Below are 24,761 nucleotides of genomic sequence, written 5' to 3'. Positions count from 1 at the left end.
CCAAAGACTTGGAAAGGCGAGAAGTGATTTATATGCAGCTTCTTGTTGAAAGCAGGAAGGATGGTTCTCAGTTATCCCTCCTTCCTGTTGACGAGGTTTACAAGGCTTTTAATACGTCACCGCAGGGCTTAACACAGGCTGAAGCGCAAGTTCGACTGGAGAAATTCGGGCGCAACACGCTCAGCGAAGGACATAAAACTCCCCTTATCTTGAAATTTCTGGCAAATTTTACCCACCTAATGGCGCTTTTGCTATGGGCAGGCGGTATTGTCGGCTTTTTGGCAAATGCCCCTCAACTTGGAATCGCCATCTGGACGGTCAACCTGATTAACGGGGTTTTTAGTTTTTGGCAGGAATACAAGGCGGAGAAAGCTACCGAAGCGCTCAAACGGATGTTGCCCAATTATGCCAGAGTGCTTCGAGAGGGTAGCGAGAGCAAGATTCTAGCGGAGGAACTGGTTCCGGGCGACCTGATTTTGCTGGAGGAGGGCGATAATATCTCCGCCGATGCCCGTATCATTGCTGAGTCTGACCTTCGGGTTGACCAATCCACCTTGACGGGTGAGTCGCGTCAGGTTCGTAAAACCAGAGAAGCATCTTTGCACACCGAATTAGGAGTCGCAGATATTGCGAATCTAATTTTCGCCGGAACGGGTGTGGCTTCCGGTAGAGCTACCGCTGTTGTAACTGCAACAGGTATGCAAACTGAATTTGGCAAAATCGCCCATCTCACACTAAATGTAACCGATGAGCTAAGCCCGCTCCAGCGCGAACTAGGTCGCGTCACCAAAATTGTTACAATGCTTGCCACCGGGATTGGCTCTCTCTTTTTTGTACTGGCAATATTTCTAGCTAAAGTTGACCTTGCCACCAGTTTTATCTTTGCGATGGGCATGATTGTAGCGTTTGTGCCGGAAGGAATGTTGCCAACCGTTACGTTGGCGTTGGCGTTGGGTGTTCAGCGTATGGCAAAACGCAAGGCGCTGGTCAAAAGGCTTTCGGCAGTGGAAACGCTTGGCTGTACCACTGTAATCTGCACCGATAAAACCGGAACGCTGACTCAGAACGAGATGACGGTTACACATCTGTGGTTGCCGGGACACATGTATGAGTTTACCGGAACAGGCTATGCCCCGCAAGGACATATTGTTGAGAATGGTCAAAAAGTAAATACTCCAGTGACCGGAGACCTTCATCTTGGTTTGAAGATTGCCAGCTTATGCAATGATGCGCGGTTACTACCCCCTGATGATGGCTCACAGAAATGGCGCGAATTGGGCGACCCCACCGAAGCTTCGCTGGAAGTAGCAGCGTTGAAGGGTTGGATTGATTTGAAAGCCGAAGCTACCGAGAACCCACGTATTCGCGAGTTACCCTTTGACTCGTACCGCAAGCGTATGAGTACCATTAATCGGCAGGGTGGGGCGCAGGTGGCTTATGTTAAAGGCGCTCCCCGCGAGGTACTAGAGCTATGCAACTTTATCCAGCAGGAAGAAAAAATATCGGCAATAAGCGAGAGCCAACGCCTTGAGGTGATGCAGGTAAACGATAGTCTGGCGCGAGAAGGCTTGAGGGTACTAGCGCTGGCATATCGCATTTTGCCTGATAGTGCGGTGGATTTTACCCCTGAGCTTGTGGAACGCGACTTAATTTTTCTCGGTCTGGTGGCAATGCGCGACCAACCAAGAGCGGGAGTCGGTGAGGCAATTGCACGCTGCCATAAAGCCGGTATTCGGGTTGTAATGATAACCGGGGATTACGAATTGACTGCCGCCAGTATTGCGAAGCAACTCGGTATAATTACGGGTGATGATTTCAAAATAATTACCGGCTTGCTGCTAGATAGAATGAGCGATGACGCCCTGAAAGCTATTTTAAAGGATGAGCAGGTAATTTTTGCCCGTGTTACACCTGAACACAAACTCAAGATTGTTACTGCTTTTCAGGAATTGGGTCATATCGTAGCGGTTACAGGCGATGGCGTAAATGATGCGCCCGCACTTAAAAAAGCCCATATCGGGGTGGCGATGGGTCAAGCCGGCACAGATGTGGCAAAAGAAGCCGCTGATATGGTGCTGACGGACGACAATTTTGCCTCGATTGTAAATGCGGTGGAAGAGGGTCGTGCCATTTACAGCAATATCCGCAAATTTGCAATGTATGTGTTTAATAGCAATATGGCGGAAGCAGTTCCTTTTGTAGCCATGCTTTTTTCGAGAGGGGCTATACCGTTGCCGCTAACTGTAATGCAAGTGCTGGCGATTGACCTCGGTACTGATATGGTTCCGGCAATCGGTCTAGGTACAGAACCGCCCGAAACAGGGGTTATGGAATTGCCGCCCCGCTCTCAGAAAGAGCCATTGCTCAATCCAAGGTTATTGGCACGGGCGCTATTGTGGTACGGGCTAATCGAATCTATAGCCTCAATGTCGGCATATTTCTTTTTGAACTGGAGGTTTGGCTGGCCCGGTGTTCCGCTGGCAGCCGAAGGAACCGAAATATACCGACTCGCTACTACTATGACTCTGGCGGGGGTTGTAGCTACACAGGTAGGCGCGGTTTTTGTGTGCCGCACCGAACGCAACTCTGTTTTCAAAATTGGTTTTTTCAAGAACCGACTGGTGCTTATAGGAATAGGGGTTGAGCTTGTTTTGCTGATTTCGTTGGTATATTTACCATTTATGCAGGGTCTATTCAATACCGCTCCACTAGATATAATTGATTGGCTGTTTGTATTTGCGTGGACTCCGGTGATATTTTTCGCCGATGAAATACGCAAGTTCTGGTGGCGTAAGCGAAACCTAAATTCCTGAGCAGTCTATTGAAGCTGTGGAAAAGGCGTGGCATGTAGCAATTTCAGGACAGTTACAAGAAACGTTTTTAGAGTGCAAATCATAGAGAAGGAAGGGGAGATAAGTTCAAGGGAACCTCCCCTCCCTTGCGACCCTTATAGTTGTAGGTTTTATGACTTTTTAGCAATACAAGTTACAAATCCTATTTGGTTTTACTTATGGCACAAAGCCAGCAAGATTGGCGCTTCTTCCAAAGTCTGCTCACTGAAAACGAAATCATCCTCGCTGAGGTATGCGTGACCTTGTCGGAATGGTTTTCTTGAACAGTTCACATCTCCGATATTTAAACCTTCAGTTATGGTTGGAATATGAAAAGACCCGCCACTATTAGTAAGTTGCTCTATTTCAAACTGACCATAAATCTGGTAGGGTGGTTTGAAATGGCGAGAGAGTATTTCTATCAACTCAGGGGGAGTAAACCCTCGTCTCAAGTACAGTCTATGGGCATATCCATCTGAAAAACATTGTCGGTTGTGGCTGGAGATTATCAAAGTGCCATCTCTGCGTAAAACGCGGTGAAATTCTTTGAGAAGCCTCTCCGGGTCGGTTACTTGCTCGATAATATCGAAAGCCACGATAACATCAAAACTAGCTTTGGAGAAAGGCAATTTCTGGAAATCGGCTAACTGGTAATGTAGGTTGGAAGCGGCATAATGCTGACGGGCGCTTTCGATTGCGTCAGGGGAGTTATCCACACTGGTCACGCTGCGGGCGCCACTTTTAAGAAGCATGACACTACTATGCCCACTCCCGCACCCTATTTCAAGGACATCATTATCTCGCATTAATTCGCGAGCAAATTTGTAACGGGCGCGTTGCTGCCCTTCACTATTGAGCCAACTATCCGAAACCTCAACAGTGGGTTGTTTCGGGGAGGCAAACTGGCTTCCCTGCCAGTAGGCTTGCTCAATTTTTGTAAACATCCATTATCCTAAAGCGCTAAATGGTGAAAATCTCAAGTTACTCCCAAAATATTATTAACATGCTACAATTGGGTAGCAAGTTTGTCAATGAATATTTGTTTTAATTTTTCACCAAATATTTACAAATAGTGAGAATTATAATTGTAGTCTAGGCTATATTCTGCTTGTAGTTCCACATGCTACAATCCCTTAGATAGAATCCGGTTAAGTAAGCCTGATACGAGGAGATATAATTTTATGATCGTACTTGACACTGCTTTTGTGACTGATCCTACCGCTGTAAGTTCAATAAGCAGCATTACTGTGATTGGCGCGTGGGTAGGTGGTCTAGGCATTATTTTTGCCGCGCTTTCCTTCAGCTTTGGAATGATTAACCCACGTTTATTTCGTGTTGGGTTGACTTGGCTAATTGCCGCCGATGCCGGAATTTTCACAATGTTGGCAACTCTAATCTTGTTAATTGAGAGTGCCACAATCTGGATATTTACTGTAGCAGGGGTAATTATACTAATTGCGCTCACTGTGTTTGTGGTGATGGTGTTGCGCTTGTATGCCAGCAAAGGCGCGGATGCTTTAGAGGATACCAGACGGCGCATCGAGTTCTAAGAATTGCCATAAAATTGCCCTAGATAGTCGATGACTGCCAGTTCGAGGTGTTCCATATCGTCAGGTGGTGTAGGGTGATTACCTGATTTGATATACCGATTTACAAATTCGCTCATCCCAGCGGTTGTGCCAGTCTCCACCAGATATTGGATGAACCGCATGATTGGACCAGCCTCATGTAGGCTGGTATTTTTTTTGATTGCTTTCAGGGCTGCGCTTCGGTTATATGCAACTCTCCTATGTTGTACCTCCCAATCCTCCCCATTCCACTCTGCTATGGCGTAGCATGAGCGGGTATCGCCATCAATCGGGTAGCCAACCGACCCGCAATTAACTATAGTCATGTCCCGCCAACGTATGAGAGTAGGACGATGTGTATGACCTGCTATAACTAATCGGCGAAGTTGCTTTTCGCCTTCAAACATTTCTTCAAGCAGTTCATCCGGTATATTCGGATATATTGGTTCGTTGTCCCGGCGCGGTGAGCCATGCACCACCAGCACATTTAGGGATTCCCCGTAATTTAATTCTACGCGAGTGGGGAGTTCGGCTAACCAATTTTTTTCCTCAGTATTAAGACACGCTGCCGCCCATTTACCCGGTGCATAGAGGGCGCGAAAGGGAGGGTGTTCGTATTTATCGCTGAAAATATTGTCCAATATATAGCCCTCATGATTGCCCCTGATTATTACAGGATTGAGGGCGCGTAACCTACGGATTGTTTCAGCCGGAAAAGGGCCACAATCTATGAAATCTCCTGCAACTATCAACCTGTCACAGTTCTGAATGGAAATATCTTCAAGAACTGCATCCAGCGCATGCAAGTTAGCGTGAATATCGGAAATAGCGGCAATTTTCATAAATTGTTATTGGTATGGAATTTCAGGCTTGTTTTCAGGTTCGACAAAGTGATAAATAGTTATACTTGATTGTCCGCCCGGCTTGGGAAAGGATTTTACAAGTTTAAGATAAGGGCGCAACATCTCATCGGGTTGGACAGTGGTAATGTAGTAAGTATTGCGCTCGCCTCTGAAATTGCGAGTTAGCCAGTTCACCTCAGTAGTACGTCCAAAGAAAACCCAGCCTTTAAGTTGGCTTAATTTGGTCATATAATAAATTTCAGGGGTTACGTTATCCTGATCTATGTATATCAAAATCGGGGCGGTGGCAGCTAAATCACGCAGGGTATTTAGTGATTCTTCTAGTCCGTAACCACTGGGCCAGCCTTCAATGTATTGCCAGCGGTCACGAGTGGCTAATTGTGCCTCAGCCGGGCGATTAATAATTTGGTCGTCCAGCTTGACCCAAGGTGCGATAGTTATTAGAACCAAACATATCCCGAAGGCTACTCCAACCGCTCCAGACCAACCCATTCTTTCGCGGCTTACCCTAATCAAATATCGCCCCAGCCGATAAATTGCGAAGGCTGCCAATAGAAGCATAGGTGGACCAAACGGCGTTATATAGCGGGAAAACCAGTGTTGCCTTGCCAGAATCATTTGTGCAATAATAGGAAGAATCGCCCAGCAAATCAAAACCAGTTCAGCATGCCCCCAGCGTGGACGTACAATCGCATAACCAAAAGCAGCCAGCGCCAGCACTAATAACGGTATATTGTAGTAGATTAGCCACCATTCCCAAGTTTGGCTAAAATTTGAATGCCATAAATCCAAAGGGAAGGCTAAAACCTCTTTAAACGTAAGCGCATAGCTAGTATCGGTGCTGCTCAAGTAGGCGGCATCTTTGCTGGTTTGCAGCGGTAAATAAGCTGCCCCTGCTATGGCAATTCCTAGAAATCCAATCAAAGCCATATACAGGAAACCGCGTAAATTTTGCGACCGCATTTTAAAAAGGCGTATTTTGTAAAGACGTGCAACCTTTAAGAAGTTCGCGCTTTTTCTTTCATTAATTAGTTGAGATGCTTGCATAGCAGAATTGAGGGCTATCTGTGGGAGATGTCGCACCCGCATTCGGTACCACCATAGCGAAAACTTTCTCAGAAAGCTTAGCTGAGGATTTTTTAACCGCTCCCATATATCCGGTCGGCGATGCAAAATAAAAGCTACAAGGGGAGCAAGACCAATCGCAAACAATGCCGTTTGTTTTACAAACATTCCCAATCCTAGAGCCGCTCCCAATCCCAAAGCGTAAAGAGCGCGGGGTTGCATTGCGATGGAGCATGCGAAGTATAGTGCCGCCATCCCTGCTGCCGACTCCCAACTGCTATGTACTGCCAATCGGTTATGCAATACCATGAGGGGGCATAGGATGTAAAACAGGGTAGCTATAAATCCTGCCACCGGAGACAAAACCCTTTTTCCTATTAGATATATAAAGATGCAAGTTACGCCACCCCCTATTACCGATAGCATTCTTGCTCCGGTCAAGGGGTCGTCAAACCAGTTCCAAACCCAGCTTAAAGCCCAGACAAACAGAGGCGGTTTGCCATCGCGTTCGGCAGAAATCAGCAGATTTCGCTGCGGGTCGAGAATATATTCACGGGCATAAGATAGGTAGATTGTTTCATCGTAGAAAACCGGAAGCGCCATCAGATTAGGCAAGCGCATCCACAGGTAAAGGGGTATCAGCATTAGCACGCCCAGCGTATTGCGAGCAGCCCAAAATAGAGGGATGGCTTTTTTCAGGGCATATATTCGCCCTGATTTGCTTGATAATTTACGTCCCTCCAAGACGCTGGCAGGGTTTATAAAGTGCTGTTGCATGCTTACTATTATATTTGGCAATTTACCAAAACGCAAAGTATTATGAAATGAAAGAACGCTGTCTGCTCTACAGCGTTCTTTGAGGAGTATTGAGAAGATTCTAGTGAGAGGATTTTTGAAGATTTTTGCAAGCATTAATGCTTACATCTCTATTAACCTATATAAAGCCGTTTTTCTCTATGCTATTATTCACTTTTTTGGAGTGTTGCTTATCACAGGGTTTGAGTTGATATATCCCTTATTATATTGCAATCTGTTTTCAATCTGCTATACTAAGTTTTGAGAAGTATTTTGTATTATGTAAATCAGGTATTGCATGGATAAATCTATTTGGCGTTTTTTTGATATTCCCCTATTCATCGGTGTAGTAATCACAGCCTTTTTCGGTGTATTGATGGTGTATAGCGCCACTCACACCGACCCAGCCCTTAGCCCCTTGAATATGCACATCAAGCAATTAACTGTTGGTGTTGGTCTAGGTGTAATTTTGCTATTTTTGATGGCTAGGTTGGATTATCATTTTTTTGAGTATGTTACCTTTCTGATATATGTACTTTGCGTGGGGTTGCTGTTTTTAGTACGTATAATAGGACAGACCACTTCCGGTTCTACTCGTTGGATTGATTTAGGTTTTACCGATATACAACCTTCAGAACCTGCTAAATTGCTTATTGTGATTGTGTTGGCGCGTTTCTATGCCACTAACGAGCATCGTATTCAACGCTTTCCAGTTTTTGCTACCTCCATGTTGGTGACTGCGCCCGCCGTGATTTTGGTATTTCTCCAGCCTGACCTTGGCACTACAATGGTTCTAATCGCTATTTGGTTTGGAATGGCGTGGGCGGGTGGCGCTAATCTGGTACATCTATTCGGGCTAATTTTTATAGCTATTCCTATTATTTTACTTATCTGGTTTGCCCCTGACCTTACCAATGGGAAAGTTCAAATCTTCTCCGATTATCAGTATGAACGTTTTCATAGTTTCTGGGATCCGAATTATTTCGACCCAAGCCAACGCCGAAACCTCGAAGTATCTAATAAAGCGGTGGTAGGTGGCGGTGTGTTGGGACAAGGGTATGCCAGTGGAGTTCAGAATACTATGAATTATCTGAGTATTAGGCACACTGACTTTATCTTTTCGGTGATAGCTGAGGAATTTGGCTTTGTGGGTTCAATCGCTTTGCTGGTATTACTGGCACTGATTCTGACAAGAATTTTGCATATTGCTCAGAAAAGTAATGATAGTTACGGGCGCATGATTTGCATAGGTGTGTTTACTATGCTCTTTTTTCAGGTATTTATTAATGTAGGTATGAACTTGGGACTATTCCCGGTGACAGGTATTCCATTGCCGCTGATTAGTAATGGTAATAGTGCAATGTGGACAATGTTTATTTCACTTGGTATGGTCGAAAGCGTTTCTATGCGTCACCAACGCGACACGACTTGGTATTATCGCAGTGGCGCTGTAGCAGATTAAAATTCCCCGGCTTATATAGTTGTAAGTAGTTGAGGTAAATGACATATGCGATGCCGATTCCTCAAAACGCGAGCTTTAATTATTTACCTTGCTGTGGTAGGCATATTGCTGGCTGGCGCGTATTATTCCCCTACCATACTGCGTTCATCCCTTGAAAGCTATTTGCCTTTGGATATACAGGTAACTGCCCCGCATTCTCTTACCGGAACCGATGTTGGTCCTGATTCTCGCCTGGCTGGAACAACCAAACCTCAGAGCGGTAGAGTTGTGCTGATTGTGGTCAACGGTTTGGGGGATGATGATTTCAGAGGCTTACCCGCGCTAAAACGGCTAAAAGATGGTGTAAATGGCTCTACTATTAGCGCCGGGGCGCGTCTTTTCTCCGGTTCTGTTCCGGCTGTAACACCGGGTCTGGTAACTTTACTAACAGGAGCATCTCCTGAAATAACGGGGGGTTACAATCTGGATTATCCCTCTCCGACCACAACTTCACCTTCTCCGGCATATCAACTTGAACAGGTGGATAATCTTTTTGCTGCCGCCTTGCGTAGCCGCAATACCACTGCCTTTTTCGGTTCCCCGCAGTGGCAAAGTGCGCTCAAGCCAGAATGGGGTTATCAAGCAGTTTTTCCGATTGAACAACCCTCAAATGATGTAGCCGATGCGGTTTTGAATTTTCTCAAAAAGAAATCGGCAAATTTTACGCTGGTGCAATTGAGCGCGATGGGTTATGCCGCCAATACTTTTAGCTCAAATTCTTCAGGTTTTTTACAAGCACGCGAAAGTTTAAATACCGCCCTTACCCGCCTTACTAGCGATGACCAAATTGACCTTAGCCGCACTACTGTACTTATTACGGGCGATTGGGATACGCTTATTAAAGCCGGAGATCGCTGGGCAATACCGCTTTTAATGGTTGGTCAGGCAGTTCAACCCGGTGATTGGATTTGGGGCAAACAGGAAGATGTAACCTCCACTATCGCTGCGCTGCTTGGTATCGAGATGCCCCGACAAAACATTGGGCGTATCCTGAGCGGGCTGCTGTCTATTCCGCCTGTAGATATGTCAGAGAAATTGCTCGCGTTAGTGGACCAACGTCAGAATCTGAGCCGAGCGTATCGCGCTAGATTAGGCTTGCCCCTGCCGATTGCGGTAAATGAGCCGTTAGCGGTTGATGCTGAAAAGAGCGTGAAGGTAGCATCTCAGGATTATCGGCTCGGACTATATGATGATATTGAAGGCGTAATTGACCCGGTTTTGCGCTATACCCGCAACGATATGGGTCAAGCACGAGAGGAATGGTATGCACAGGCACGTTTACAAAGGGGCATACTTTCACTGGTACTGGCGCTAATACCGCTGGTTTATCTTTTCTACAGGCGTAGTTTGCTACTTTGGCTTGCATTTGGCGCGGCTCTGGTAGCCACTGCTTTACCCTATCTTTTTTACGCTATTCAGGGTCGTTCCTTTAGCTTTAATACCGCACGGTTGGATGCTTTACGTGATAGCAGCATTTGGCGAGCCGGATTTAGTTTGCTGGTGGCGTTGGTGTTACTGTCTCTTGCTTTCGATTGGGTGGAAGGGCGGCAGCAAAAGTTGGTAGGGCGCGTTGATTTGGATTATACAGTTATAACCGGATTGAGAAAAGCTCCTTTCCCGATAGCGCGACTTTTCATGGTGTGTGTCTATTTGCTGGGCGGATTGCTGTTTTTTAGTGCATGGGTTTGGTGGGCATGGTATTATTGGCGCACCGGAATTTTCGGACCTTTTGGTCAGACTAACCCGCCTTTGCCGCCGGATTTATCTAGTAGTTTCCTACAATTTATGTCTTTGAACCATACTACCGGATTTTTGTTATGGATGTTGCTTGCTCCACCAATCTTTATTGTTATATTCTGGCTCAAGCGACGTTTGCTAGGTGATGGTAATAGCGATGATGAAGCTCAGGATATTCTGGTGAAGTCACGCGCTAGAAGCACCGGCAAAGATATTATAAAAACCTGATTGAAAAAATATAAGGGGGAGAAATGCGCTCCAATTTCGTCAAAGCAAAGTTAAAAAATGGCGAGCCTGCAATTGGTCTGTGGCATAATTTGCCGGGTCTTATCAATGCCCGTTTGCTGGCGCATGTTGGCTTTGATTGGATGGTAATAGATTTTGAACATTCTCCTCAAAATCCCACTCTGCTGACAGATACGGTTGCCGTTATTGCGGGTGCAGGGCTTAGTGCGCCGTTGGTTCGTCTGCCGTTCAATAGCGTAGAGTGGTTTAAATGGTCGTTGGATGCCGGAGCATGGGGCGTAATTGTGCCGATGGTAGAAACTCGTCAGGAAGCAGAACAGGCGGTAAGTTGGAGTAAATACCCTCCGCTTGGCACGCGCAGTTTTGGCGGTTCTATGGCATGTCTTAGCTTTGGTACGGCTGACCGCCAAGAGTATCTCACCAAAGCCAACGATGAAATTCTGGTAGGGTTACAAATCGAGAGCGCGAAAGGTTTGGCGAACGTGGAAGATATTTTAAGCGTTCCCGGCGTAGATGTAGCTTTTGTAGGACCAAATGATTTACATGGTTCGCTTGGTTTGCCGCCTAGCAATGAAGGTGCAGAACCTGAGTTTGTGGCAGCGTTGGAAAAAATTAAAGCAGCGGCGCGTAAGAATAACGTAGCATTGGGCATGTTTTGTAGCAACGGTGATACGGCGGCGCAACGCATTCGGGAAGGCTTTCAAATGGTAAATGCCACCAACGATGCTTCTAGCTTGCTAACTGCGGCAACTCAGAATCTTCAAAAAGCGCGAGGCTAAGCTAAATCAAGCAGGTGGGAGAAAGAGATGCCATTTTATAACCGACTAGCAGCACAGGCAGAGCAGTTATTGTTGTACCGCGATGTTTTCGATGATGCAATTGGGCGAAACTTTCTTAACTTATTGCGGCTTTATTCGTATGCTGACACCCTACCGGATGATGTTGGTACGGTTTATACCGAGCTTTTTGGACTTCTGACCAATGAAGCCGAGTTTTATGAGTGTGAGATTGTCGGGGATGTATGGCAGAATCACCTATTGGATCGAATACTGGACTCTAAAAATCCTTTCAGCCTTAAAGCAGGGCGTGAGATGGCGCATAGCACCCGCTACGCCGCTTTGCGCGATTTGGCTTTACTCCACAAGTTGTTTATTCTCAGTTCTACTGTTATTGCGGATGAAGCCCGCAGTAGTCTCGAAGAACCTTCGCTGCCATCATGGGATTACTTTAACCCGGCAAGCGCCAACCCTACCCACCAAGACTGCCCGCGCTTGGCTTTCAAAAAGAAGTTGGCGGTTAGTACGGATTGGGGCGCGTTGGTAGGCGAACTCGAAAATCATTATGTCCATCAGGGCGTGGATGATTTGGCGCGTTATTATGGCTTTCGCTGGCAACGTCCTCAAGCAACGCTTGAACCTGTCTCCGATATTGACCCGATTCGCCTTGAGGAACTGGTAGGCTATTCCGGTGAGCAGGCGGTGATTGTGCAAAACACGGCACAATTTTTAGCAGGGCTTCCCGCTAACAATGTGCTACTTTACGGGGCGAGGGGAACGGGAAAAAGCTCAACGGTGAAAGGTTTGCTCAATCGCTACGGTTCGCAAGGGTTGCGGTTAATCGAGGTTCATAAGGATTGGTTGAGCGACTATCCACAAATTGCTAAAATGGTGAGAGGTAGGCGCGAGAAATTTATCCTGTTTGTGGATGATTTATCCTTTGAGGAAGACGAAGTTTCATACAAAGACCTCAAGGCGTTGCTTGAGGGTACAATAGAGGCGCGTCCTTCCAATCTGCTGATATATGCTACCTCCAACCGTCGCCATCTTATCCGCGAGCAGTTTAGCGATAACCCCAGCGCCGGACAACAGGAAGAAATTGCAGCATGGGATACAGTGGAAGAAAAGCTCTCTTTGAGCGACCGCTTTGGCTTGATTGTCACTTTTGTAACGCCAAGCCAGCAAAAATATATTGAAATTGTTTTTTCGTTGGCAGCGCATGCTGGTATTGAAATGGAACGAGATGATTTGCGCCGCCGCGCCTTGCAATGGGAGTTGAGCCATAGCGGACGAAGTGGGCGCGTAGCTCGTCAGTTTATAGACCATCTCAATGGACAAATCGTACTATCGCGTCAGAACTTGAAGCAATAAAAAGCCTCTCAAGTGTTATCGGATGGGGTTGCTAAATTTGTTAAATCCCACAAATTCCATATAAATTTTGTAGAACTGTTTTCAATTCGACCTCACCAGTCCATATATGTATAATAAAATTGCTAATGCTGATTGGAAATCTGTTTATGTAAACTTATGGAAGATGCCAATGGAACCGCCGAATAACCAAAATCAAAACGATGAATTCTCGACCTCATCTAAATCTAACCCACAAGAATTCACTTTAAAACATGAAAATCTGCTGTCAGAAGAAGCCAACTATAAATGGCAGCCTTCACAGAATGGGGAACCTAGCATCTCCATTCGCCCTTTTCTAGTACCAGAAGAGCATGTTTCAGAACCAGTTTATAAAAAACCAGAAACCAGAAAATCTTCTGAAACGGAAGAAGCGCCAAAACCACCGGATTATAGCGCTCGTAATACCCGTCGTCTTTGGGTATTAGTTAGCATAGCTGTATTTGCAATCGTTATTGGTGTTGTCGTTCTACTAACTGTGCTGGCAGTACAAACTAAACAAACATTGGTTATTATAAATACCACTACTGCGGCGGTAACTACTACTACTACTACACCACAACCCAAGAGTACGATAATTGCACCCGCTTTAGGCGCCACAACTGCTATCCCCGCTATTGCGTCAACTGCCAGTTCACTTAAGCAAGCGCTTGCTATTAACTGTGGGGGTGGCGCAGATGGCTCTTACGTTACGGACGCATTTTTTACTTCTTCCGGTGTTAGCTATGTAGTTACCAATACAATTAATATGAGTAATGTGCCATTCCCCGCCCCAATTTCGGTTTACCAGAGTCAGCGTATTGGCATTACAAACTATATTATTCCAAACCTAAAGCCAAATTCTCCATATATCATCCGCCTACACTTTGCAGAACTCTATTTAAACAGTCCCGGTATGCGCCTTTTTGATGTGTTTATCAATCAAAGTCAGGTATTGTATAACTTTGACCTTTACAATGCGGCTGGAGGAATGTTTAAAGCGTTTGTTAAAGAATTTCCTGCTCAAGCCGATACCAATGGTCAGCTATTCATCGCTTTCAGGAGAGGGGCAGTAGAATATCCTGTGATAAACGGCATAGAAGTCCTTAGTAATCTAACTCCGACCCCTATTCCAATTACCGCTACTCCCTTCCCGGTGTTGCCGACTAGTACACCTGTTGCAACTCCGTTTCAACCGATTCCAACCCCTACTACTGCCAATTGAGTAAGCCAACTCTTTTGGTAACGGAAAAAGTAGTTTGGTTTGTCAGAAAACATCTATAGTAATCAAAAAAAGGCTACAGGCAGTAAATCTCCTGTAGCCCCACCCTTAATTTAGCGGTATCAGCTTAAACCTAATTCCTGACGGTAAAAGTTCAAATATTGTTGGGCTGAAGAAGTCCATGAATAGTCTCTCTGCATGTTCTTACTGATAAGGTTCTGCCAGAGGTTAGGTTGGTGGTACACTGCTAAAGCGCGATCAATTGCCGATAATAGGTGTATTGGTTCATAGGGACCAAAACTAAAGCCGTTACCTTCGTCAGAATCGGGGTAATACTCCTGCACTGTATCCGCCAAACCGCCAGTATGCCGGACGATTGGTACTGAACCGTAACGCATGGCTATCAGTTGCCCCAACCCGCAAGGTTCAAAGCGCGAAGGCATTAGAAACATATCACTTCCGGCGTAGATTTTTGGTGCAATATCGGCATGAAAGCCCAAAACCGCTCGCACCTGACTATTAAAGCGATGCGATAGCCAGTAAAGAAACTCATGATACCCATACTCACCGGTGCCAAGCACTATCAATTGCACACCTTTTTCAAGGATACGCTCTGCCGATGCGGCTACTAAGTCAAAACCCTTTTGGTCTGCCAAACGTGAGACCATTCCGATTATCGGAATATTGGGGTCAACTGGTAAGCCAAGTCGAGCTTGAAGCTCAGTTTTATTATCTATACGTTTCTCCACTGTAAGGGGAGTATATTGCGAAATTAGATAAGGGTCGGTAGCCGGATTAAAAATATTATAATCAATCCCGTTGAGGATACCCCACAAATGCCCCCAGCGATATTTCAGCAGCCAATCCAAACCCTCGCCGTAGTGGGGCGTGAGTATCTCAAGGGCATAAGTTGGGCTGACGGTGCTAACTGCATCGGCATAAGCTATACCCCGTCCCATCATATTCACCATACCATCTCGGTCACCCCAAACTAACCCTAAGTGTGAAAGACCGGCTTGCCCCAACCAGAACGGACTAAATACGCCCTGATAAGCCAAGTTATGGATTGTAAATACCGCTTTAACTCCGGCGAAGAACGGGTCATTGCTATATATAGTTTTCAGGTAATTAATGCACAGAGCAGTATGCCAATCATTCGCATGAATTACATCTGGTCGCCAACCCAAACTTTTAAGCATAGTCATCACGCCCCGGCAATACACCGCAAAGCGATCACCATCATCCTCGTAGCCGTAAACCTTATCGCGCTCAAAGTGATGCTGATTTTGAATAAAATAGACCGGTACACGCGCATTAGGTTTATCATTGGGCAATTCGCCTTCAAGAACCTGTATTGCGGTAGAGCCTATACCGATGGGTATATCTAGAGTTCCGATTATTTTTCGCAATCCCCATTTGGTAGGGTCAACTACATAGTAGCGTGGCATAGCTAACCGCACATCATGCCCTAACTCCGCCAGCGCTAACGGTAGCGAACCGGCAACATCCGCAAGCCCACCAACTTTAACAAACGGTGCAATTTCAGCTGCAAGAAAGAGAATTTTCATTTTTTTTTCGGTCTGATTTCTTCTTTTGGATAATTTACCTTAACAAGTTATAGTTAGTCTATTTTCTTGTTGTTTGCACTGCCGCAATTACCGTTTCTGCGCTCCCAAGCTCAAGAGATGGGAAATCTTCCGGCTTAACATCAGTTCCGATTTTGCAATTTCGCCCGATTCTGACATTAGCCGGCAATTGGGCGCGTTTGCCAATGATAGTGATGCCTGTATTCAGTTTATGCGGTTCAAACTTATTAGGCGTATTATCATTGCCATAACCGATAATGCTGCCCTCGCCAATAATTACTTCTTTATCAATTACGGTCTTGTCTATTACCGAGCCTTTGCCGATAACTGAATCTATCATAATAATAGAGTCGCGTACAATTGCCCCTTCTTCCACAATAACACCCGGTGATAATACGCTGTTGATAACCTGACCATGCACTTGGCAGCCATGCGAGATAAGGCTGTCTTTCACATTGGCATTTGCTTCAATTATCGCAGAAGGACGTTCTTCACTACGAGTATAAACCACCCAACTACGTTCGTATAGGTCAAGTTCAGGCGGTTCTTGTAACAATTCCATATTAGCTTCCCAGTATGAATGTACAGTCCCCACATCACGCCAGTAGCCCTCGAAAGTATAAGCATAGAGCTTATCTCCAGATGCGAGCATTTCAGGAAGTATGCTATGCCCAAAATCATGCTTGCTGCTAGAGTCCTGTGCATCTTTGGTAAGCTTTTCAATTAGGTGTTTTTTATTGAAAATATAAATACCCATCGAAACCAAGTTGCTCTTCGGTTGCTTGGGCTTTTCCTGAAATTCAATTACACGACCTTCTTCATTGGCTGCCACGATACCGAAACGATGCGCTTCTTCGATAGGTACTCGCATAACTCCTACCGTAGCTTCTGCGCCCTTTTCCCGGTGCAACTGTAGCATAGGGCGATAGTCCATTTTATAGATATGGTCACCGCCTAGGATAAGCACATATTCAGCATCAGTTTCTTCCAACTCGTTTATGTTCTGGTAAACAGCGTCAGCCGTGCCTTTATACCAGTCAGAGTCCTTGCGCCCCAGATAAGGCGATACCATACGAACACCGCCATGCAAACGATCCAAATCCCAAGGTTTGCCGTTACCGATATGGTCATGCAGGGAAAGAGGTCGGTATTGCGTCAATACCAGAATATCGAATAAGCCGGAATTAACGCAATTACTGAGGGCAAAATCTATAATTCGGTATTTTCCGGCGAAAGGCACGGCAGGTTTAGCGCGTTTCTCAGAAAAAATACTCAAGCGTTCGCCCTGACCACCCGCCAAAATGACGGTCAGCACATTTCTATTTGGTCGGCTCATTGTTTTTCCCTCAATTCAGCTATCGAGAATATTAATCAAGAGGTACGAGTTTGGATTTATACTTTATACTATTATAACCGGAAAAAGCTGACTACTCAAATAGGAAAAAGCCGATTTTATGGGTATAATAGCTGCATCCTTCACTAATTTTAATATTACAGTCGAGAGGTTCTACACTTAAATGAGCGATACTATAAAAAATAAAATAGGGATGGTAATAGTAGCTCATCCTGACGATGCTGAGTTTGGTTGTGCCGGTTCTGTGGCAAACTGGGTACTCGAAGGCTGGGAATTTTACTACGTTATTTGTTCGGACGGTTCCGGCGGTGGGTCTGATGATGCGCGACAGGTTGGAGAAGTAGAACGGCGTAAAATCTCCGAAATCCGCAAAAAAGAACAGCGTGAAGCCTGTCGGTTAATAGGAGTAAAAGAGGTTTTCTTTCTGGACTACCCGGACGGCAGAATTGAACCCAGCCTTGATTTGAGGCGTGATATAGTACGAATGTTACGCCACTTCCGCCCTAGCAGAGTTGTCATACAATCCCCTGAGCGTGCTTGGACACCTTTTTATTCTGTAGCGCGGCACCATCCCGACCATCTTGCTACCGGAGAAGCTGCAATTCGGGCAATTTATCCCGCCAGTCAGAACCCGTGGGATTTTCCCGAACTGCTCGATGAAGGGCTTGAGCCTCACAAGGTGCAGGAAATATTCTTCATGGGAGCGCCTACTCAGAACTTTATGGTTGATATTACCGGAACTATTGAGCTTAAACTAGCTGCGCTCAAAGCGCATGCCAGCCAACTTCCAGATTTTGCCCCAATTGAGGAACGAATTAGAAGTTGGGCTACCAGCACCGGCAAAAAATATGACGTATCATATGCGGAAGAATTTCATCGCACCGAAAATTGAGCAGCAAGGAGGTGTTACAATGCAGTATGAAATGATAGAACTGATTTATGATGGGGATTACGCCACTATTACCATGAACTCCCCAGAGCGTCGCAATGCTCTTTCTATGCAACATATGCTTGAGCTAACAGCGGCTTTTAATGAAGTAGGCGATAGCAATGTGCGGGGGGTGTATCTCGCCGCGAACGGGCATGCCTTTAGCGCAGGGCATGACTTCCGGGATATGGCTGGGCAAGACCTTGTTTTTATGCGTAAAATGATGAAAACTTGCGTCAACCTGATGGATACCATTCAGGCTATTCCCCAACCTGTGTTGGCGCGAGTGCATGCGCTGGCTACCGCTGCCGGCTGCCAGTTAGTCGCCACTTGCGATTTGGCGGTTGCCGCCGATACTGTCGGTTTTGCAACACCGGGCGGTAAGGGCGGGTGGTTCTGTTTTACTCCGATGGTAGCGGTAAGCCGTCAGATTGGGCGCAAGCGTGCCGCCGAAATGCTTTTCACCGGAGATGTAATTGACGCTAAAACCGCTTACGAATGGGGCTTGATTAATCGGGTAGTAACTGCTGACAAGCTGCTAGAAGAATCTGAAAAACTGATGCTGGCGGCTACGCGCGGAAGCTTTTGGTCAAAAGGTATCGGCAAACAGGCATTTTACGCCCAGATAGATTTGGAGCAGCCCAAAGCCTATTCTTATAGCATGGAGGTTATGGCGGCAACTTCGCAAACACCGGATGCACAAGAAGGCATGAGCGCTTTCCTTGAGAAGCGCAAGCCTAATTTCCAGCGTTAAGCTAAAACTCGATAGCATCGGGTCTCGCCTCTTGTGAGACCCTTATTTATTTGTTCGGCTGAACAACCAATGAGTAAAATAAGTTACATGAAAAAACTATTTCCCTTAATAATTCTCTTTCTACTACTGTCAGCCTGTGGCGATGCAGTCCTCCCAACTTCGCAAATTACCAAAAGCAGTGGCGGTTTGTTACCCTTTCCCACTCCTTCCTCAAATCTCAGAATCGGCTATGCTATTGGTGCTGTTGCTAAAGTTAATGGGACAGAAATCAGCGCGGACGAGTTTAATCAAGCGTTGGATCAGGCGCGTGTAACTAGCGAGGAACAAAACGGCGGCGTTATTGACTGGGACACCGAAACCAACAAAACTCGTCTGAAAGAATTACGCGACCAAATATTGCAGGGATTAATTAACTACACGGTAGTTGCCCTTGCAGCCCACAAAGAAAATACCACCGTTTCTGCTGAGGAAGTTACCAAGCAGCTTGAAAATTTCAAGAAGCAAATCGGCGGTGAGGAGACCTATAAAATCTGGTTATCGCGCCGCTTTATGAGCGATAACGATAACCGCCACACCATAGAGCAGGGCTTACTTTTCAGTAAAATGCTAGAGCAGCATGCTACCGTGCAAGATAAAGAAGAACAGGTAAAAGTTCGCCATATCCTGCTTGGCAGCGAAAAAGAGGCTAAGGATATTTTTGCGCGTTTGCAACAGGGCGCAGATTTTGCTGCATTGGCAACTCAATTTTCGCTCGATATTGCCAGCGCCAAAAAGGGAGGAGACCTAGATTGGGTTTTCAAAGGACAAACCGAACCAGCTTTCGAGCAAGCCGCTTTTGCTCTTAAAATTGGAACTTTCAGCGGTTCAATTAAAACCTCACTTGGCTGGCATATTATCAAAGTGGAAGCGCGGGAAGTGCGGCAACTTCCACTCGATTTGGTAGAGCAACGCCGCCAGGAGGCATTTGGAGCTTATATTAAAGTTTTGCGTGACCACGCTATAATCGAGGTTTTGCTCAATACGTGAAGTGAAAGTGTCTTGTAAGTATCTTTATCTCATTGACGTTTAGGCTATTATAACCCTGCTCTCTTAATTTAGGCACTTCCAAAAATTGCAATTTCTTGTTAGTTTGGTCTCTGGTCTTTTAACTTTCGGAAAAGCTCTTTTTCTTGAGCAGTAAGGTTGCTGGGTAGCACTACGTTAAGTTTGATATACAAATCTCCTCTGACACCGGGTTGGTTCAAAATGGGTATGCCCTGCCCACTGAGGCGGAAAACCTTGCCGTTTGGTGTTTCTTCGGGTATATTCAAAATGAATTTACCGCCTTTCAGCGAGGTAACTTCTGCTTCCCCACCAAGTATGGCAGTGTAAACCGCGATATTGATGTTAGTGTGAAGGTCATTGCCTTTGCGTTCAAATTGAGGGTGTGCCTGCAAGTGTACTTTGAGAAATAAATCACCACGTTGCCCACCGCTAATTCCAGTGCCACCTTCACCCGCAACTCTCACCCGGCTATTTTCTTCAACACCTGCCGGAATACGAACCTCTAGTCGCTTGGTACGTGGTACTATGCCTAATCCGGCACAATTAGAGCAACGTTGACCGCTTCTCAAGCCTGTACCGTTACACAGGTTGCATATATCGCTCGATTGAATTTGTAATTGGCGCAAAGTACCGTTATAGCATTCTTCGAGAGTCAATTCGATTTGTTGCTCTCGATCTTCTCCTTTTTGAGGACGGGCGGCGTAATTTCTAGGATTTGCACCTTGGCTGTAGGCTGAAGTATTTGCCCCCTGCCCCTGAGTAGTTTTGTTGCGGGTTTTGCCGAAGATTTGGTCGAAAATATCGCCGACCCCGCTATCTTTGGTGTTGTATCCGCTGCCACCCGACCAACCTGAATATGAACCGGCTCCGGCTTTATCATATTTTTCCCAATCAGCGCCCCACTGATCGTATTTGCGTCGTTTTTCGGCATTGCTTAATACTTCGTATGCTTCGCCTATTTCCTTGAAACGCTCCTCTGACTGGTTATCATTGGGGTTTACATCAGGGTGATATTTGCGAGCAAGCCGCCGATATGCACTTTTTATATCTGTTTCGGTAGCGGTGCGTTGTATTTCCAGAATTTTATAATAATCTTTCGATGCCATTCGACTGTGTTTTTACCCTTTGATACTAATCAAATTAATTATTGCTCAGTTTAGCATTTTACCATAATAACTGGTAATAAGCCTGTTTTATCTATGAGGGAAAATGCGTTTGAAAATGGATACTACCTGTGTGTTGCATTTACTTTGAACTCTTATGTATTCGTATTCGGTATAGACGGGATATTTTGTTGGTTTAATCGGGTATGGGTATGAAACCATACAAAGCCTCACAACAATCGACCGGGAAAGAGATTCAGGAAACCCGGTTATCTGAGCAGGCATTTTAGGATAATATCTATATAGTTGACCAAAATGGGGCTTCAGAGACTTTTGGAATTATTTCCCACTGAAAATTAGGGGTTCTGTAAAAACCCCCAAAATGCCAAAATTTACATCTTACGAAATCTTTACGCCTGCGGTTTTTTGGAGCTTTTGATTTGTTCCTGTATAAGTTGCTCAAAACCGCCTGTCACTACTAGCCTTTGTGCTACTGCGCCGAGTGGGGAAAAACCAAACTTGCGCTCCCCGCAATCAATTTCAGAATTTACAAAGTCAAGGCGCGTATTGATTCCGGTGCGAATAGTCAACATGTTTGAAGACTTGAATTTCTCTTTGAGCCAGTTTATCAGTTCGGGACATTCCAGCGCGATATAGCCGTTGTTGAAGGCGTTGCGTTTGTAGGTTTGCGAGTATGATCCGGCAATTACCAGTTGCAAGCCCCGATATTTCAGAGTTGTGGCTGCTTGCTCGCGGGACGAACCGCTTCCAAAATTCCACCCGCCCGCCAAAATATCGCCTTCATGAGCTAATTGCTGGAACTCTGGGTCGTAGTTAAGGAAGGCTTTAGTAGCCATTTCGGCGGGAAGCAGATTATCATTATAGGTATATTCTTTGCCGTAAATCGCATCGGTGTTCATGTTGTCTTTAGGTACGAAAAGCAACTCACCTTCAATAACGGTAGGGAAGCCCGGTAAAATATCCTGCGCGGCGGTGGCGGTTTGCGTTTGACGTTGGCGATTTTCAAGACGAGCCACCACAGGTTTGGAAGGCTGCTTTTGTGACCCACAAATAAAACCTTCCAGCGCGGAAGCGGCTACCACAGCCGGACTTGCTAGATAGACGTTTGCGCCCGGCGAACCCATACGCCCCTTGTAATTCCGGTTGGTAGCTGAAATCGCTACTTCGCCCGGTTCTAAAACGCCCTCGCCTAGTCCGATACAGGGTCCACAACCGGCGGTTAGCGTTTGTGCGCCTGCCTCAACCAGCGTTTGCCAGTAGCCCAATTCTTTTGCTTGTTGCTCAATATAGGCTGATGCTGCTGCCAGATAGAATTTTACACCTGCGGCAAACTTGCGACCCTTTACTACTGCCGCTGCTTCTTCAATATCATCCAAACGACTATTTACACAGCTTAAAAGGTAGGCTTTATCAATTTTGATGCGTTGTTGCTCAATCTCAGGCAAGAAAATCATTGCCTTAACCTCGTTTGGTCCTGCTACTGTTGGAGTAACCGAACCCAAATCAAAAATTATTTCTTTGGAGTAGTAAGCATCAGGGTCAGGCTTCATATCCATGTGGTCAACTTCGTCAATCATGGCGCGGGTGATTCGAGGATTTTGGTCGCCGCGTTTCTCGAAGAATTCAACCCGATTGAGCAAGTAATCGCGTACTCGGCTATCATAAGGGAAAACGCCTGCCAATGCGCCCCATTCGGTAGTCATATTGGCAATAGTTTTGCGTTGGCTCATAGTTAGGCTGGTGATACCCTCTCCGGTAAACTCAAGGCAAGCATTTAGCGCTTCATCATTGGCGAAAGTACCGATTAAGGCAAGAATTACATCTTTGCCGGTTACTCCCAACCCAAGTTTTCCGGTGATTTCAACCTTGATAATTTCGGGAATCTGCCACCAAGTTTGACCTGTCGCCCAAATAGCGGCAGCATCGGTGCGTACTACGGGCGTTCCCACACAGGCAAGCGCACCATACAAATTTGAATGGGAGTCACTTCCTACTACCACCGTACCGGGGAAAACAAACCCCTCTTCTGTTATAACCTGATGTGCAATCCCGGTTCCGGCAGGGAAAAAGGCAACTCCCTGCTTTTTGGCAAATGCTTCAATTTTGGTATATTTGCTGAGATTTTCCTTGCTCTTGTTCTGTACATCGTGGTCGAGCGCGAACACAGGTTGCGTGGAATCAAAAACACCGGATGCCCCCATGCTTTCAAATTTGGGAATAACCGCCCCGGTGTTATCGTGAGTCATGACATGACGGGGTTTTAACAAGACGAAGTCATTAGAGTAAACCTTTTGACCGGGTTTCAAGCCCACGGCGTAGCGTTGCACAATTTTTTCTATCAGGGTCTGACCCATTGATTAGTTTACCTACCTTGTGAAAATTTAAAATGGAATTAAGTTTCGCCTACCGAAAACGGTTAATAATTATAGCATAACCAATTATTTCTTGCGGACGGGCGCGGTTTTAGAAGGTAGCAAATCCTTGCTTTGTTAATCTGAATCGGTACTAGCTTGCTCCGAAATTTGAGGGAGCCACAGTGTAAAAGCGCTACCTTTGCCTTCTTCGCTTTCTAGGCTGATACGCCCACCATGTGCTTCGACTATATATTTTACAATCGGCAAACCAAGTCCAGTGCCTCCACTGGTGCGTGAACGGGCTTTATCCACCCGATAGAAGCGGGAGAAGATATGCGGTTGGTCTTTGGGGTCAATCCCTACTCCGGTATCGGTAACTGCTACTTGCGCCCACCGATTACCGCTATGCAAGCTGATTGTAACGATTCCTTCTTCGGGGGTATATTTAATGGCGTTATTTACTAGGTTTAGAATCGCTCGTTTCAATTGGTCAGCGTCTCCTAAGACCTTGATAATTTCAAAATTGCCTAGTTTGAAAGTCTGGTGACGAACTTGTGCAAGCACCTTCGCCTGTTTGTAAACTTCTAGCACTATTTCGTCCAGATTGGTTGGTGAAAACTCGATAGTCTGGTTGGCATCGGCTTTTGCCAGCAGTAATAAATCTTCTACCAGTTTTTGCATGCGCTTTACTTCGCGCTCAATTGCTTGAAGCGATTCGCTCTGGTTTAAGGGGTCAGGATTTCGCTTTAACAAATCAAGATTACCCCGAATTACGGTCAGGGGAGTACGCAATTCGTGTGAAGAATCGGCAATAAACTGGCGTTGCAACTTGAATTCTTTTTCAAGGCGATCTAGCATTCCGTCAAAAGCGCGTCCCAATCGGCTCACTTCATCATTAGAAAATTGGTCAACCTGAATACGTTGGGTGAGGTCGTTAGTTGCGCCGATGCGGAAAGCCGCGCCAGTTATGTTTTCAATTGGGTTGAAAGCGCGGCGTGTTACCCACCAGCCGAAAATAACTAAGGCGGCTACTGCCGCTATTCCACCGATTCCGAAAGGATAGATGAGGCTATTACTGACCGCCAGCGATTGTTTGATAGAGTTAACTGTCTGCACAAACCCGACAGTTGTGCCACGCAATGTAATACGCTCGGTATAGCCTCTTACCGGTTCATCGGTATCAGGCATTCGGAATGTGAAATAATCACCGGGAAAATATAAATTTTCCCGCAATATTTGTTGCGTCACAGGCTGAGTCATAAGCCGAATATCAGGGACGGAATGCAAGATATTACCTTTGGGGTCAGAGATTTGCACATAATTTAGGGAAGCATCCAAATCGAGACGACTGGAAAGAAAATTATTACTTAACTGAGTCTCAATGGAGGGTGTATCATAATTCGGCTCAATACCGCCAAGCAAAGCGCTTAATTCCAGCAAATCCTGCTCTGTAAAACTATTGCGCGAGGCAACATACTGGCTGATTTCAACGGCACGGTTCTTGAGGTCGTGATCAACCTCATAATTCAGGCTATTCACTACCGAACGATAAACGGACACGCTTAAAATGGCTAGGGTTATACAAACCACCACAGAGAATACTAGGGTTAGCCGTAGCCGTATCGAA

The 24,761-nt window shown here is 45.8% G+C and carries 18 protein-coding genes; 10 read left to right on the top strand and 8 right to left on the bottom strand.

The features are described 5' to 3' along the window. Positions 1-32: 32 nt before the first annotated feature. On the top strand, positions 33-2,813 hold the full coding sequence (locus WCK19_RS04100; RefSeq protein ID WP_342396092.1) for a cation-transporting P-type ATPase: 2,781 nt from the start codon (positions 33-35) through the stop codon (positions 2,811-2,813). A gap of 191 nt (positions 2,814-3,004) precedes the next feature. Here WCK19_RS04100 and WCK19_RS04095 read toward each other — a convergent pair whose 3' ends face one another. Then, entirely contained in the window at positions 3,005-3,775 is a 771-nt protein-coding gene (locus WCK19_RS04095; RefSeq protein WP_342396091.1) for a class I SAM-dependent methyltransferase, read from the bottom strand. Between the two features lie 237 nt (positions 3,776-4,012). Here WCK19_RS04095 and WCK19_RS04090 point away from each other — a divergent pair, with 237 nt between their 5' ends. Further along, positions 4,013-4,381: a hypothetical protein gene (locus WCK19_RS04090; protein ID WP_342396090.1), complete on the top strand. Its 369-nt coding sequence runs from the start codon at positions 4,013-4,015 to the stop codon at positions 4,379-4,381. On the opposite strand, the gene WCK19_RS04085 is transcribed toward WCK19_RS04090, so the two are convergent. Both WCK19_RS04085 and WCK19_RS04080 read right to left on the bottom strand, forming a co-directional pair. Next, positions 4,378-5,241 (bottom strand): metallophosphoesterase family protein, encoded by an 864-nt coding sequence (locus WCK19_RS04085; protein ID WP_342396089.1) that lies wholly within the window; start codon positions 5,239-5,241, stop codon positions 4,378-4,380. The genes WCK19_RS04090 and WCK19_RS04085 overlap by 4 nt on opposite strands. Before the next feature lie 6 nt (positions 5,242-5,247). Continuing rightward, positions 5,248-7,104: a glycosyltransferase family 39 protein gene (locus WCK19_RS04080; protein ID WP_342396088.1), complete on the bottom strand. Its 1,857-nt coding sequence runs from the start codon at positions 7,102-7,104 to the stop codon at positions 5,248-5,250. Positions 7,105-7,420: 316 nt separating this feature from the next. Between WCK19_RS04080 and WCK19_RS04075 the strand changes: the two genes are divergently transcribed. The 5 genes from WCK19_RS04075 to WCK19_RS04055 all read left to right on the top strand — a co-directional run bounded on the left by WCK19_RS04075 (position 7,421) and on the right by WCK19_RS04055 (position 13,993). Beyond that, a complete protein-coding gene (locus WCK19_RS04075) occupies positions 7,421-8,584 on the top strand; it encodes an FtsW/RodA/SpoVE family cell cycle protein (protein WP_342396087.1) in 1,164 nt (387 codons plus the stop codon). Between the two features lie 45 nt (positions 8,585-8,629). Further along, the gene (locus WCK19_RS04070; protein ID WP_342396086.1) at positions 8,630-10,588 is read left to right on the top strand and encodes a hypothetical protein; all 1,959 of its coding nucleotides are present in this window, start codon (positions 8,630-8,632) and stop codon (positions 10,586-10,588) included. Between the two features lie 23 nt (positions 10,589-10,611). Continuing rightward, positions 10,612-11,385, top strand: coding sequence for an aldolase/citrate lyase family protein (locus WCK19_RS04065; protein WP_342396085.1), 774 nt, complete (start codon positions 10,612-10,614; stop codon positions 11,383-11,385). A gap of 27 nt (positions 11,386-11,412) precedes the next feature. Further along, the gene (locus tag WCK19_RS04060; protein ID WP_342396084.1) at positions 11,413-12,753 is read left to right on the top strand and encodes an ATP-binding protein; all 1,341 of its coding nucleotides are present in this window, start codon (positions 11,413-11,415) and stop codon (positions 12,751-12,753) included. A 169-nt stretch (positions 12,754-12,922) separates the two neighbouring features. Beyond that, positions 12,923-13,993, top strand: a complete 1,071-nt coding sequence (locus tag WCK19_RS04055; RefSeq protein ID WP_342396083.1) for a malectin domain-containing carbohydrate-binding protein — start codon at positions 12,923-12,925, stop codon at positions 13,991-13,993. A gap of 119 nt (positions 13,994-14,112) precedes the next feature. Here the strand turns inward: WCK19_RS04055 and WCK19_RS04050 are convergent, their stop codons facing one another. Together WCK19_RS04050 and WCK19_RS04045 are read right to left on the bottom strand one after the other, a co-directional pair. Further along, entirely contained in the window at positions 14,113-15,558 is a 1,446-nt protein-coding gene (locus tag WCK19_RS04050; RefSeq protein ID WP_342396082.1) for a glycogen synthase, read from the bottom strand. Positions 15,559-15,616: 58 nt separating this feature from the next. Further along, positions 15,617-16,912: a glucose-1-phosphate adenylyltransferase gene (locus tag WCK19_RS04045; RefSeq protein ID WP_342396081.1), complete on the bottom strand. Its 1,296-nt coding sequence runs from the start codon at positions 16,910-16,912 to the stop codon at positions 15,617-15,619. Between the two features lie 181 nt (positions 16,913-17,093). Between WCK19_RS04045 and WCK19_RS04040 the strand changes: the two genes are divergently transcribed. The 3 genes from WCK19_RS04040 to WCK19_RS04030 all read left to right on the top strand — a co-directional run bounded on the left by WCK19_RS04040 (position 17,094) and on the right by WCK19_RS04030 (position 19,638). Beyond that, on the top strand, positions 17,094-17,822 hold the full coding sequence (locus tag WCK19_RS04040) for a PIG-L deacetylase family protein (protein WP_342396080.1): 729 nt from the start codon (positions 17,094-17,096) through the stop codon (positions 17,820-17,822). Between the two features lie 19 nt (positions 17,823-17,841). Further along, complete coding sequence (locus WCK19_RS04035) at positions 17,842-18,612, top strand: enoyl-CoA hydratase-related protein (RefSeq protein WP_342396079.1); 771 nt, start codon at positions 17,842-17,844, stop codon at positions 18,610-18,612. 87 nt (positions 18,613-18,699) lie between these two features. Next, positions 18,700-19,638 carry a peptidylprolyl isomerase gene (locus tag WCK19_RS04030; protein WP_342396078.1) on the top strand — a complete coding sequence of 313 codons (939 nt, stop codon included), beginning with the start codon at positions 18,700-18,702 and terminating at the stop codon, positions 19,636-19,638. 98 nt (positions 19,639-19,736) lie between these two features. Here the strand turns inward: WCK19_RS04030 and WCK19_RS04025 are convergent, their stop codons facing one another. From WCK19_RS04025 to WCK19_RS04015, 3 genes are all read right to left on the bottom strand, one after another. Further along, positions 19,737-20,762, bottom strand: a complete 1,026-nt coding sequence (locus WCK19_RS04025; RefSeq protein WP_342396077.1) for a J domain-containing protein — start codon at positions 20,760-20,762, stop codon at positions 19,737-19,739. Positions 20,763-21,169: 407 nt separating this feature from the next. After that, complete coding sequence (lysF, locus tag WCK19_RS04020) at positions 21,170-23,134, bottom strand: homoaconitase (RefSeq protein ID WP_342396076.1); 1,965 nt, start codon at positions 23,132-23,134, stop codon at positions 21,170-21,172. 135 nt (positions 23,135-23,269) lie between these two features. Continuing rightward, entirely contained in the window at positions 23,270-24,694 is a 1,425-nt protein-coding gene (locus WCK19_RS04015; RefSeq protein WP_342396075.1) for an ATP-binding protein, read from the bottom strand. Between the last annotated feature and the right edge of the window lie 67 nt (positions 24,695-24,761).

The sequence above is a fragment of the Candidatus Chlorohelix sp. genome, assembly GCF_037138995.1.
GTDB lineage: Bacteria > Chloroflexota > Chloroflexia > Chloroheliales > Chloroheliaceae > Chlorohelix.
The sequence above is the reverse complement of the archived record's forward strand: the minus strand, read 5'-3'. Positions and strand labels throughout refer to the sequence as shown.